The sequence below is a fragment of the Litorisediminivivens sp. KMU-197 genome (genome assembly GCF_056858395.1).
In genome coordinates, this window is the sequence record NZ_JBXEQG010000002.1 from 165,031 (window position 1) to 177,202 (window position 12,172).

Below are 12,172 nucleotides of genomic sequence, written 5' to 3' on the forward strand. Positions count from 1 at the left end.
CGACAGGCAGGTCGATTTTCGGCAAGAATTTTCTGCTGATCGGATGATACTACCTCAATCCGCGCCGATCGCGGCTGCGGGACAGGAGATCGTCGTGGTTACCGCTGTAGAAGACCCCGAACCCCTGCCGGACGGCGTTGTCGACTTGACGGCTGTGCCGTCGTCAGAGCCGATCGCCCGCACCCCCGAAAACGACGCGATCTACCGAGCCATCCGCGGCGAGATCAATGCCGAGCTGGCTCTGATAACCGCGAGGGTCAACTGGCTGATCGCCTCGCAGGCGTTCCTGTTCATGCCGCTGACCATCGGCAGCCGGTCCGAGAGGCTGGCCGACAGCATCCTGTTTCCCTTCGTCCCGGTGCTGGGGCTGGTGCTCTGCCTGCTGATCCTCGTGGCGATCTTCGCCGCCGTTTGGCGCAGCCAGCAGTGGCGGCGAAAGGCGAGGCAGGGTGCCTATCGCGGCGACACAACGGCCGACGAATTCTCGATCGTGTTGCCGCACACGCCGCTCATTCCCTACCTGGGGTTCATCGGCAGCCTTGGCGTTCCCTTGGCGTTGATCATCGCCTGGAGCCTGATCCTGTTGGCGCCCCCCGCTGCCGGGTGATCGTTGCAGGGCGCACACGCTGATCGACGACTTTTCAGTTTCCGGAAAAGGTCGGAGGGATTAGACATTGTCAGATCGTCGTTTGCCGGTAAGGTTGCCCTACAAATGACGCCCGCGAGATCGGGCGCGAGAAACGGGGAGACAGATATGGGAAAACGTGACGATCTGATTGCGCGCTACGCGGAAGATCTGCGCAACAAGTGCGGCATGGAGCCGGACATGGACCTTCTGCGCAAGGTCACCATCGGATGCGGTCCGGCGATCTACAACGAAGATTCGAACACGGTGGCGGGGTCGCAGACCAGCGAACTTCGGACCATCGAGAAGAATTTCCTGATGAAGAAGCTCGGCCTGCCCGAGGGGCCGGAGCTGATGGGCGGCATTCAGAAGGCCATCGAGACCTATGGCCGGTCCGAGCGGAACAAGTATCGAGCGGTGGTCTATTACCTGCTGACCAAGCACTTCGGAAAGGAATCGGTCTACGGCTGATTTCCCGCCGGAACGGTCGTTTGGCTGAAGGCGCTCCGATCCGGGGCGCCTTTTTCAATGACACCGAACTGAAAAGCCGGATTCCAGCCGCCTTGGTTGCCGAATTGCTAACCGGTATCCGCTACCCCTTGTTTCCAAGAGGTTGCCGCGGTGCCAAGCGCCGAAATTAATTCCGTTTTTACTAAGACCTGTGGGCTAACGCCGGTATTGCCTACAACTGGACTGAATATCAATTTGGTCCGGCGCGATTACTAATGTAGCTAGATAGGCGTCGGACCAGAAAGGTCGGAGCCAGGAAATTCACGAATGGATGTGTGGGAGCATCCGGGGTGAGTTGAGGCCCTGACCGAATACGCGGTCAGGGCCTCATTTCTTTTTAGAACAATGTCAGCATCAGACCCATCGCGGCACAGGCCAGCGTGGCATAGCCCGCGTCGATCGCCGACAGCTTGAAGGGGTTGCCCTGATAGAGGTTGTTGAGCACGATCCAGGGGCTGATAAAGAACAGTCCGATCCCGATTCCGGCCACGATTCCTTTACCTACCGTGTCGATGGCGGTCAGCGCGAAGGTGTGACGCATCATGCCCGCGACCAGCAGGATCATCAGGAACGACAGCGCGAAAATCTTAGGATCCTGCCCGCCCTTGGGCTTGCCGTCGGCGTCGCGTTCGATCCCTGCGGCTGTCATCCACGGTTCGGCCAGCCACATGTACCAAAGCGCGCCGAGGCCGAAGCCCACGATCGCTGCCAGAAGGACACTGAAAATTCCCATGTGATTCTCTCCCTGCGTTTGCCCTCGGAATTAACCCTTTGGCAAGCTTACCGCAGGGTATCCGGTCTGCGCAGGACTTTAGTCGAATTGACTGATCAAACCCCACCGAGGTCGCAGATGTGCTGCCATTCCGCCTCGGTCACCGGCTGCACGGACAGGCGGGAGTTCTTGACGAGCACCATGTCGGCGAGCTTCGGGTCGGCCTTGATCTGATCGAGGCTGACGGGTGTCGCAAGCGGCTTCACCGCCCGGATATCGACACATTCCCAGCGGTCATCATCGGTGGTGCTGTCGGGATGCGCTTCGGCCGAGACCTCGACGATGCCGACGATCTCGCGGTCCTTTTGCGAGTGGTAGAAGAAGCCCCGGTCGCCCACCTTCATCTCGCGCATGAAGTTGCGCGCCTGATAGTTGCGCACGCCGTCCCATTCCTCGCCCGCGTCGCCCTTGTTGACCTGATCGTCCCAGGACCATGTCGAGGGCTCGGACTTGAACAGCCAGTGGTTCATCCGCCGATCACCCGCTTCCATTCGATCAGCTGGACGTTGTCGAACAACCCCGCCTTGGCATAGGGGTCATTGTCTGCCCATGTCTGCGCTGCGGCCATATCCTCGACGTCGAGGATCACCAGAGACCCGGCCATTTCGCCGGCTTCCAGAAGCGGCCCGGCCTGCTGCACCACGCCGGTTTCTTCGATATAAGCAAGGTGTGCATCGCGGTTGTCCTTGCGGGTCTGAAGAGCGCCCGCCTTGTCGCGGGCGATCAGGGCAATCAGCATGTCATTCTTCCTTCAGTGGCCGGGCGAGAAGCTGGTCCATCGCCGCGCGGACGTCAAGCTTGCCTTCGATGATGGCGGCGACGGCAGCGGTAATCGGCATGTCGACGTCCTGCGCCCGCGCCACCGGCAGCATGGCCTTGGCCGTCGCGGCGCCCTCGACGGTGGTGCCGGGGTCGAACGCCGTGCCGCTGCCCAACGCCTGCCCGTAGCGATAGTTGCGCGACTGCGTCGACGTGCAAGTGAGCGTCAGGTCGCCAAAGCCGGACAAGCCCGCCAGCGTCTCAGGCTGCGCGCCAAGCGCCATGGCGATGCGGGTCATCTCGGCGAAGCCGCGGGTCATCACGGCGGCGCGGGCGCTTTCGCCCAGACCGGCGCCGATGGCCACGCCGGCGGCGATGGCAATCACGTTCTTCAGGCCGCCGCCCAGTTCGGCGCCGCAGACATCGGTGGTTCGGTAGACGCGCAGGTTCCGGGTCGAGAGTTGTTCTTGCAGCCCCTCGCTGCGGTCGGCATCGGAGCAGGCCAAGGTGAGCGCCGTCGGCAGGCCCCTTGCGATGTCGCTGGCAAAGCTCGGCCCGGTGAGGATGGCGCCCTGAGCGTTCGGCAGGATGCGGTTGATCTGGGTGACAGGGCCTTCGCCGGTGCGGACGGAGAAGCCCTTGCAACAGGCGACCAGGGTCTTGCCGGCCAGCGTATCGGCGTTGTCTTCCAGAAGCGCTTCGAGTTGTTGCATCGGCACCGACAGCAGCAGCACATCGGGCGCGCTGGCCTGCGTGAGGTCGGCGGTCGCGGTCAGGCTGTCGGGGAAGGCTGCACCGGGAAGGCGCTTGGCGTTCTCGCGCGCGGTCTGCATCCCGGCCATGGCCTCGGCGTCGCGGCCCCAGAGCAGCACCTCGCGCCCGTCCGCTGCCAGCGAGATCGCCAAAGACGTGCCGAAAGCCCCCGCCCCGATCACCCCGATAGTCATGCCTTGGCCCCTTTCTTGCCGCTGCCCAGCATCGGCGCGGCGCTTCGGTCGAGCGGCCAGCGCGGTCGCGCCGCGAGCGTCATGTCGTCAACCAGCCCCAGCGCCATACGTTCCAGCCCCGCATAGGCGATCATCGCCGCGTTGTCGGTGCAGAGCTTGAGCGGCGGGGCGGTGAAACTGACGCCGGCCTCCTTGCAGACCTCTTCAAGGCGCTGGCGGATCGCGGCGTTCGCGGCAACCCCGCCGGCGACGGCCAGCACGGGGGCGGCTGGTGCTTCCGCCACGTAGGTCACCAGCGCGCGTCGCGTTTTTTCGCCCAGAACATCCACGACGGCGGCTTGGAACCCGGCGCAGAGATCGGCGCGGTCCTGTGGCGTCAGCCCGCCCTTTTGCGCGACTATGGCATCCCGCGTCCGCAACAGTGCGGTCTTCAGGCCCGAAAAGGACATGTCGCACCCCGGACGGTCCAGCAGCGGGCGGGGGAAGGCGAAGCGCTTGGCATCGCCTTGGCGCGCGTCCGCCTCTACCGACGGGCCACCGGGCTGTGGCAGGCCCAGAAGCCGCGCGGTCTTGTCGAAGGCCTCGCCGGGGGCGTCGTCGATGGTGCCGCCAAGGCGGGTGAAATCCTCGGTGCCGCGCGCGATCAGGAACTGGCAGTGCCCGCCCGAGACCAGCAACATGAGGTAAGGAAAGGCGGCGCCGTCGGTCAGGCGTGGGGTCAGGGCATGGCCGGCGAGGTGATTGACCCCGACCAGCGGCAAGCCCGCCCCGGCGGCGATCCCCTTGGCGCACATCACGCCGGACACGACGCCGCCGATCAATCCCGGACCGGCGGTCACGGCGATACCGTCAACATCGGTTAGCGTCACCCCGGCGTTGCGCAGTGCTTCGCGCACGCAGACATCGAGCTTTTCCACATGCGCCCGCGCCGCGATTTCGGGGACGACGCCGCCGAATGCCTCGTGCAATCCGTTCTGGCTTTCGACGACCGAGGCCAGCACCTTTGCCTGTCCGGGCACACCGCGCACCACGGCGGCGGCGGTGTCGTCGCAGCTGCTTTCGAGGCCGAGCAGGGTCAGGGTGTGGGTCATTGCCGTCTCGTTGCGGTCATGTTGATTGGCAGGTATCACTTGCCCCCATGTCAAACAATCCCGACCGTGGCCGATGACCGACGCCAAGCCTGCGCTGTTGCTGACCCGGCCCGAGGCGGACGCGCGGGCCTTTGTCGAGGCATTGCGTGCACAGGTGACGCCCGGACCGGTGGTGATTTCGCCGCTGATGCAAATCGTGGCGCGGGACGTGGGGCCGAACCTGGCTGATATTGACGGGGTGATTTTCACCTCCGCCAACGGCGTCCGGGCCTTTGACGGTGGTACCGACCGGCGCGCCTTCTGTGTCGGGCGGAAGACCACCCAGATCGCAATGCAGCGGGGGTTTCGGGCGGAGTATTGCGGGCCGGATGCTGATGCCCTTGTCGATCACCTTCGTTCGACCCGTCCGGTACGGCGTTTCATGCACCTGCGCGGATGTCACACGCGGGGCGAAATCGCGGCTCGGCTGACGGAAAGCGGGCTGCCGACCGACGAGGCGGTGATCTACGATCAACAGGAGAGGCCGCTCAGCCCGGAGGCGCTGGCGCTTCTGACCGGGACGCGACCAGTGATCCTACCGCTGTTATCGCCGCGCAGTGCCGACATCCTGTCCGGTCAGATATCGCCTCGGGCGCAACTACTTGTGGTTGCAATTAGCCCGGCGGTGGCCGAGCGTGCCGCAGCGTTGCGCCCAAAGGTTCTGCGCATTGCCGAAAGTCCCGACCTCACTGGGGTTTGCACTGCGGTCGCGGCGCTCTATCTACATCCAAGTCCGCTTGAGGGGGGCAGACCACTGCCATAAGGTAAGATTGTTGCGTTGCAGCAGTAAGATTCGGAAAGGGTGATCGCAGGTGTCCAAGTCCAGAGGTCCGAAGTCGACGGAGAACCAAGACAAGCCGGTGACGGAGAACGAGACCGTCGAGAGTTCCGGGGCGGCGGAGGCCGAGACCGTAAGCGCATCCAAGGATGATCTGGCCGGCGAAGATACCCTTGTGCCTGCCGACGACACGTTGTCCGGCGGCGACACGGTTATCGGACCGGACGACGAGGACACCCTGCCCGAAGCCACCGACGACCTCGGCGACGCGGACGGAATTGGCAGCGAAGATACGGACGAACCTTTGGAAGCGCCGGAAGAAGAGGCAGCCGTCCTCACCGACGACCCGACGCTGGAAACGGCGACGCCCGCCACGCAATCCGCGCGCCGCGATGACAACCCGTGGCAGACGCAGGACGAGACCCCTGAGGAAGCGCTTGCCGGCGACGATACGCTGGGTGGGGACGATGCCTATATCGCGTCTTCGAATTATGACGATGACACGCTAAGGGCCAGCGACACCGACACGAACACGTCCAGCAGCACCGACGGCGGCGGAACCGCCGGCGTGGTGCCGCCTGCGGCCTCTGGCGATGGCGAGAATCGCCGCGGCGGGTTCGTCCCGATGGTGTTGGGCGGCGCGGTGGCCGCGGCGCTGGGCTTCGGCGCGGCTTGGTATCTCGGGCAGGACGACAGTTTCGAGACGGAATCCCGCGACACCTTTGCCGCGCAGTCCACACAGATCGAGGCGCTGTCCGGACAGGTCACCACGTTGAACAACGATATCGCGGCTCGGATCGGTGCCTTGGAAGAGGACCTGGCGGCGATTCAGGAGATCATCGGCGTGACGCAGGGCGACCTGTCGGCCATCGCAGATCGCGTCGGCGCCACCGAGAGCTTTGCCGACCAGATCGCGGAAATCGATGAACGGCTGACCACGCTGGCCAAGAAGCCGATCGCCGACACCGTGTCGCGCGAAGCGATTGCCGCCTATGAATCCGAGCTGGAGCGGCTGCGCGGGTCGATGGAAGAGCAGCGGTTGGCGATCGAGGAAACCGTCGCCGCCGAGAAGGCCAAGATCGAGAAGATCGCCGCCGAGGCCACCCAGATGGAGGAACGCGCACTGGAAGAAGCCCGGTTGGCCGCCGCCCGTTCGGCGATGACGCGGATCGTCTCGGCGCTGGACAACGGCACCGGGTTCGAAGAGGCGCTGGCCGAATTGCAGGACAACGTCGAGGCCGAGACTTCGGCGCTTGAAGCTGTGGCCGCCGAGGGCGTGGCCACGCAGAACGCCCTGCGCGAACGCTTTCCCGACGACGCCCGCGCCGCGCTGCGGGCCGCACGTGCGAATGCGCCGGACGAAGACAGCGGCGGCATCGGTGGCGTTTTGGGAAACATGTTTCAGGTCCGTTCGGTCGAGCCGCGCGACGGGGTGGGCGCCGACGCAGTGCTGTCACGCGCAGAGGCCGCAGTGCGCCGTGGCGACCTTGCCGAGGCATTGACCGAGATCGAGACCCTGCCGGAGGTGGCGAAAGAGGCTCTGTCGCAATGGGTGGCGGACGCCGAGGCCCGCAGTGCCGCGCTGGACGAAGCCAATGCCATCGCCGCGCGCCTGAACCAGTGATAAGGACGAAAAAATGCTTTGGACTCTTCTGAAAATCCTCGTCTTTGTCGCGGTCGTGGTGGCCCTCGCCTGGGGCGCCGGTTGGCTGCTGGAATATGACGGCGCAGGCATGCGCGTCACTTTTAACGGGCAGGAGTTCACCTTCTCGGCTCTGCAGGCGGTGCTCGCGCTGCTGGCGCTCTTGGTGGCGCTTTGGATCGTGCTCAAGGTGGTGTCGTTCCTCTTCGCGGTCCTGCGCTTCGTCAATGGAGACGAGACCGCGATCTCGCGCTATTTCGACCGCAACCGCGAACGCAAGGGCTACAATGCGCTGAGCGACGGGATGATGGCGCTGGCCTCGGGAGAGGGCAAGCTGGCGATGGCCAAGGCGAACAAGGCCGAGCGGTATTTGAACAAGCCGGAGCTGACCAACCTGCTCAAGGCGCAGGCGGCCGAGATGTCTGGCGACCGGGCCAAGGCCGAGGCGGTCTACAAGCAGCTGGTCACCAATGAAAACACCCGCTTCGTCGGGGTGCGCGGGATCATGAAGCAGCGGCTGGCCGATGGCGATACCGACACCGCGCTGAAGCTGGCCGAACGGGCCTTTGCGATCAAGCCGCGCCATGAAGAAACGCAGGACATCTTGCTGAAGCTGCAGGCCGAGCACGGCAATTGGTCGGGCGCGCGCAAGACGCTGAACGCCAAGCTGAAGCATGGTTCGTTGCCGCGCGACGTTCATCGCCGTCGGTCTGCCGTGCTGGCGCTGTCGGAGGCGCGCGACGTGGCCGCCGAGGACAAAACCATCGAACAGCGCGAGATTGCCATTGAGGCGAACCGCCTGTCGCCCGAGCTGATCCCGGCCGCCGTCATGGCCGCGCGCAGCTATATCGAACAGGGCAAGCCGAAGTACGCGACCCGCGTGATCAAGAAGGCATGGGAAGCTCGGCCGCACCCCGACCTTGCCGCCACCTTCGCGGCCATCGAGCCCGAGGAAACCCCGGCCGAGCGCATCAAGCGCTTCCAGCACCTGTTTAAGCTGGCACCGGATCACCGCGAAACCAAGCTGCTCAAGGCGGAACTGCACATCGCCGATGAGGATTTCCCCGCCGCCCGCCGTGCACTGGGCAACCTCGCCGAGGAAGACCCGGATATCCGCACCTTGACCATCATGGCCGCGATCGAACGTGGCGAGGGTGCTTCGGACGCGGTGGTCAAGGGTTGGCTGGCCCGGGCCTTGAACGCCTCGCGCGGGCCGCAGTGGGTGTGCGAGAACTGCTCGAATATTCAAGGCGAATGGACGGCGGTCTGCACCAATTGCAGCGCGCTCGACACGCTGAGCTGGAAGGTGCCTCAGGGCGAGACGTCCGCGTCGGCGCTGACCCGCGCCGACAGCGCCATGCTGCCGCTGATCGTGGGATCGATCGAAGACAAGTCGGCGATGAACATGGCCGCGGCGGACGATGCCGAAGGCTACGTGGATGACAGCGAACCCGTGGACGAGCCGGAGGATGCCGAGGTGATCACCACACCTCCGCCGCCTGACGCGGAAATCGAAACAGACAGACCTCGCGCCTGAACGGATTTAAGCATCACTGACGGATTTCCCCGGCCGGGGCCAAAAAGTTTCGGCCCGGGTTTGTCTGCGGCCAAGCCGACATGACTTTGATGGAGTTCGAGATCGGAGCCGGACAGATCGAAAGTCTATCGATGGGACTTGCAAGACCTGTCGGTAGATTTGCACCGCCCTGAGCGGGGTCATTCTGCGGGGGCGAACCCCTCAACCAACTGGCGCAGGCCCACGTAGGCCCCGGCGAAGATGCAGGCCAGCGTCACCGGCGCGCTCCACGCCAGCAATGACATCGCCGACAGACCCTGTCCGATGCTGCATCCCGTTGCCAGAACCGCGCCTGTGCCCATCAGGACGGCGCCGCCCAATTGGCGCTTCAACTCGCGCGGGTCGTCGCAGGCCTCCCAGCGGAAATGGCCCTTGATCATCGAACCTATGAAGGCCCCCGCCAACACACCGGCAACGGAGCCGACTCCGAAGCTCAGCCCCAGGCCGGAGGACAGCATCGCATAGAGAATCGCATCGCCAAGCGGCACCGAAAAGGTGTGCGACATGACCGCAACGTCTTCCCACCCGGTACGCGCGACCCAGGCGGTTCCGGCCCAGCCGCCCGTGATGGCCAGCCCCACCACAGCGCCCCAGATCAGGGTTTCGGGTGAGCGGTGCACCCTGCGCGGCAGGATCACCAGCAACAGCACAATCAGCCCTAGCGTTATGCCGAGGGGCACAACGCCAAGTCCTGTCAGCCGTGCCAGCCCATGTGCGATGCCGGGCAATGCATCGCCGCCCTGTTCGACCGGGAACAGCCAGACGCGCAGCGCCGCAAGCGGCCCGGACAGCGTGATATAGGCTGCAATCCCCGTCACCACCACGATCACGAAGGACCGCATGTCACCGCCACCAAGCCGCGCCAGCGCGCCGAAGCCGCAGTTGCCGCTGATTGCCATGCCATAGCCGAAGATCAGCCCGCCCAGGACCGAGGCCGCGGGATTCCACGCCTGCGCAAGAAACACCGGATCGGCCGGATCCAGCAAGTCCAGCCCGATCAGCCCAAAGGTGCCGATCACCGCTACGGCAAGAGCCACACCCCACATGCGCAGCCGCAGGTCCGAGCTGGAATAGAAGTAATCCTCGACCGCGCCCAGCGTGCAGAACCGTCCCAGCCGCGCCGCCAGCCCCAGCATTAGGCCGGTCACCAGCCCGACCAAGGCAACGGCTGCAGGTTCTCCCACTGTCTCGATCATCGGCGGATGCCTTCCTGAAAGGGCCGTCCTGCATTCATTCCTTTGCGCGGGCAGGGTTGCAGAACAGGTTGTAGACAACTTCCATAATCTGCCGGGGCCGCTCGTCGGCCAGCGAATAGTAGATCGCCTTGCCGTCGCGCCGGGGCTTCACCAGTCCCTCAAGACGCAGCCGCGAAAGCTGCTGCGACACGGCCGCCTGACGCGCGGAGAGCAGGTCTTCCAATTCGGTCACCGATTTTTCGCCAGTGGCGAGGTGACACAGGATCATCAGCCGGCCCTCGTGCCCGATGGCCTTGAGGAAGTTCGCCGCGCGGGTGGCATTTTCCATCATCTGTTCGAGATCTTCGTCGCAGGTGTTTTCATCAAACACCGGCAGGCCCACCGGACCCTGATCCACCTCTGCGCGTGTTGTGTCCATCATCCCGCCATCTCCGGTCCACTCGTTACTGCTGCCCGTTCGCCCAGCACGTCTTTCGCGTCTTCCATCAATTTGCCGAGCAGACCCCAAAAGAAGTCCTCGCCCGGGTACCCTTCGATCCTGCCGCTTTCCACCCCATCGACCATCAGGATGAAGGTTGGCGTGAAGTGGAAGGCACGATCGAATTCCATGTCCTCGGGCGGCCGGTCGCGGATGTCGATCCGCATCAGCGGCGCGGCTTGGCCCTCGGGGGTCTTGGGATAGATTGGCGCAATCTCGTCGTTCCAGCGGGCGCACCACATGCAGCCGTGCTCTTCAACCATGACAAGCGCCATCTCGGCACGGGCCGGCCCGGCCCACAGCAGGAGGGCCGACAGGATTCCGAAAAGAAATCCGACAATCGGGGAGGCTTTTGTTTGACCGCGCATTTGATAAACAACATAATTTGAATATGTGAATTTTACAAGCGGGAAGCGGAATGTTCGACGTCACCTACATCGGGGCTCTGCTGGCGGGGCTCTTGTCCTTCCTGTCGCCCTGCATCCTGCCGATGGTGCCGTTCTACCTGAGCTACCTTGCAGGCGTCAGCATGACCGAAGTTACCGCCGAGGCCACGATATCGCGCGCCGTGCGCCTGCGTGCGATGATTACCGCGACCGCCTTTGCGCTGGGCGTCATCACAATCTTCGTGGCGCTCGGAGCCTCGGCCACGATCTTCGGCCAGCTTGTGCGCGACTGGTTTGGCGTGCTGCGCTGGGTGGCGGCGGCGATCATCATCCTGATGGGCCTGCATTTCCTCGGCGTGATACGCATCGGCTTCCTCTACCGTCAGTTCCGCGCCGAGACGAGCACGACGTCCAACCTCGGCATCGTCGGTGCCTATGTCATCGGCCTGGCTTTTGCCTTTGGCTGGACTCCCTGCGTTGGTCCGGTGCTGGCCGCGATCCTGTTTACCGCCGCCGGGCAAGAGACCGCCGCGACCGGTGCCACGCTGCTGTTCACCTACGGGCTGGGCATGACGTTGCCTTTCATTGCCGCGGCGCTGTTCATCGGGCCGTTCATGCGGTTCATGGCCCGCTTCCGCCGTCACCTGCCGCTGGTGGAGAAGGCGATGGGGGTGCTTTTGATCATCTTCGGTGTGCTGATCGCCACCGACACGATAAACTACATCGCATTCTGGATGCTGGAGACCTTTCCGGTCTTCACAAGGATCGGCTGACGCCGAGGGGAGGACGACATGACACGGATTTTCGCATTGCTGACGGTGCTTCTGCTGGCGATTCCGGCCACTGCTGCCGAGCTGGGTGACGACGGGCTGCACAAGGCAGACTGGATGCGCGACACCTTCAAGGACCTGCGCGAAGATCTTGAGGAAGCCAATGCCGAAGGCAAGCGGCTGGTCCTGTTCTTCGAGCAGCGGGGATGCGTCTATTGCGACCAGATGCATCGGGAAGTGTTTCCGGTCCCGGAAATCGACGCGATGATTCGCGACAATTATTTCGTTGTCCAGCTGAACCTGCACGGAGACGTCGAGGTCACCGATTTCGACGGCGACGTGCTTGGCGAAAAGGACATGGCGCGCAAGTGGGGGATTCTCTTCACGCCCACGCTGATGTTCCTGCCCGAGGAGGTTCCGGAGGGCCAGACCGCGCCCCAAGCCGCCGTCGCCACCATGCCCGGCGCCTTCGGTCCGGGCACCACTCTGGACATGTTCACATGGGTCGCGGAAAAGCGATATCTGCTTGATAACGATGAAGATTTCCAGCGGTACCATGCGCGGATGATCCAGGAGCGAGACAACGGCAGCACCGACTGATTC

At 64.1% G+C, this 12,172-nt stretch carries 15 protein-coding genes; 7 read left to right on the forward strand and 8 right to left on the reverse strand.

Annotated features, from left to right (window positions below):
* Window positions 1-43 precede the first annotated feature (43 nt).
* Both AC04PT_RS05715 and AC04PT_RS05720 read left to right on the forward strand, forming a co-directional pair.
* The gene (locus AC04PT_RS05715) at window positions 44-607 is read left to right on the forward strand and encodes a hypothetical protein (protein ID WP_482872623.1); all 564 of its coding nucleotides are present in this window, start codon (window positions 44-46) and stop codon (window positions 605-607) included.
* A gap of 147 nt (window positions 608-754) precedes the next feature.
* Window positions 755-1,096 carry a DUF2853 family protein gene (locus tag AC04PT_RS05720; protein WP_482872624.1) on the forward strand — a complete coding sequence of 114 codons (342 nt, stop codon included), beginning with the start codon at window positions 755-757 and terminating at the stop codon, window positions 1,094-1,096.
* A 376-nt stretch (window positions 1,097-1,472) separates the two neighbouring features.
* Here AC04PT_RS05720 and AC04PT_RS05725 read toward each other — a convergent pair whose 3' ends face one another.
* The 5 genes from AC04PT_RS05725 to tsaD all read right to left on the reverse strand — a co-directional run bounded on the left by AC04PT_RS05725 (window position 1,473) and on the right by tsaD (window position 4,704).
* A complete protein-coding gene (locus AC04PT_RS05725) occupies window positions 1,473-1,868 on the reverse strand; it encodes a DUF1761 domain-containing protein (RefSeq protein WP_482872625.1) in 396 nt (131 codons plus the stop codon).
* 95 nt (window positions 1,869-1,963) lie between these two features.
* Window positions 1,964-2,377, reverse strand: a complete 414-nt coding sequence (locus tag AC04PT_RS05730; protein ID WP_482872626.1) for an EVE domain-containing protein — start codon at window positions 2,375-2,377, stop codon at window positions 1,964-1,966.
* The gene (locus AC04PT_RS05735) at window positions 2,374-2,646 is read right to left on the reverse strand and encodes a YciI family protein (protein ID WP_482872627.1); all 273 of its coding nucleotides are present in this window, start codon (window positions 2,644-2,646) and stop codon (window positions 2,374-2,376) included. The genes AC04PT_RS05730 and AC04PT_RS05735 overlap by 4 nt, the downstream gene beginning before the upstream one ends.
* Window position 2,647: 1 nt before the next feature.
* A complete protein-coding gene (locus tag AC04PT_RS05740; protein ID WP_482872628.1) occupies window positions 2,648-3,613 on the reverse strand; it encodes an NAD(P)H-dependent glycerol-3-phosphate dehydrogenase in 966 nt (321 codons plus the stop codon).
* Window positions 3,610-4,704 (reverse strand): tRNA (adenosine(37)-N6)-threonylcarbamoyltransferase complex transferase subunit TsaD, encoded by a 1,095-nt coding sequence (tsaD, locus tag AC04PT_RS05745; protein ID WP_482872629.1) that lies wholly within the window; start codon window positions 4,702-4,704, stop codon window positions 3,610-3,612. Before tsaD ends, AC04PT_RS05740 begins: the two co-directional genes overlap by 4 nt.
* A 73-nt stretch (window positions 4,705-4,777) precedes the next feature.
* Here tsaD and AC04PT_RS05750 point away from each other — a divergent pair, with 73 nt between their 5' ends.
* From AC04PT_RS05750 to AC04PT_RS05760, 3 genes are read left to right on the forward strand one after another with little or no spacing between them, the layout of a single operon-like run.
* Window positions 4,778-5,506 (forward strand): uroporphyrinogen-III synthase, encoded by a 729-nt coding sequence (locus AC04PT_RS05750; protein WP_482872630.1) that lies wholly within the window; start codon window positions 4,778-4,780, stop codon window positions 5,504-5,506.
* 49 nt (window positions 5,507-5,555) lie between these two features.
* Window positions 5,556-7,145 carry a COG4223 family protein gene (locus AC04PT_RS05755; protein ID WP_482872631.1) on the forward strand — a complete coding sequence of 530 codons (1,590 nt, stop codon included), beginning with the start codon at window positions 5,556-5,558 and terminating at the stop codon, window positions 7,143-7,145.
* 13 nt (window positions 7,146-7,158) lie between these two features.
* On the forward strand, window positions 7,159-8,700 hold the full coding sequence (locus tag AC04PT_RS05760) for a heme biosynthesis HemY N-terminal domain-containing protein (RefSeq protein ID WP_482872632.1): 1,542 nt from the start codon (window positions 7,159-7,161) through the stop codon (window positions 8,698-8,700).
* Window positions 8,701-8,879: 179 nt separating this feature from the next.
* Here AC04PT_RS05760 and AC04PT_RS05765 read toward each other — a convergent pair whose 3' ends face one another.
* The 3 genes from AC04PT_RS05765 to AC04PT_RS05775 all read right to left on the reverse strand — a co-directional run bounded on the left by AC04PT_RS05765 (window position 8,880) and on the right by AC04PT_RS05775 (window position 10,781).
* Window positions 8,880-9,935 carry a YeeE/YedE family protein gene (locus AC04PT_RS05765; RefSeq protein WP_482872633.1) on the reverse strand — a complete coding sequence of 352 codons (1,056 nt, stop codon included), beginning with the start codon at window positions 9,933-9,935 and terminating at the stop codon, window positions 8,880-8,882.
* Window positions 9,936-9,969: 34 nt separating this feature from the next.
* Window positions 9,970-10,266, reverse strand: coding sequence for an ArsR/SmtB family transcription factor (locus tag AC04PT_RS05770; RefSeq protein ID WP_482873073.1), 297 nt, complete (start codon window positions 10,264-10,266; stop codon window positions 9,970-9,972).
* Window positions 10,267-10,352: 86 nt separating this feature from the next.
* Entirely contained in the window at window positions 10,353-10,781 is a 429-nt protein-coding gene (locus tag AC04PT_RS05775) for a hypothetical protein (RefSeq protein ID WP_482872634.1), read from the reverse strand.
* Between the two features lie 50 nt (window positions 10,782-10,831).
* On the opposite strand from AC04PT_RS05775, the gene AC04PT_RS05780 reads away from it, so the two are divergent.
* Window positions 10,832-11,572: a cytochrome c biogenesis CcdA family protein gene (locus AC04PT_RS05780; RefSeq protein ID WP_482872636.1), complete on the forward strand. Its 741-nt coding sequence runs from the start codon at window positions 10,832-10,834 to the stop codon at window positions 11,570-11,572.
* A gap of 18 nt (window positions 11,573-11,590) precedes the next feature.
* The gene (locus AC04PT_RS05785; RefSeq protein ID WP_482872637.1) at window positions 11,591-12,169 is read left to right on the forward strand and encodes a thioredoxin family protein; all 579 of its coding nucleotides are present in this window, start codon (window positions 11,591-11,593) and stop codon (window positions 12,167-12,169) included.
* Window positions 12,170-12,172: the final 3 nt, after the last annotated feature.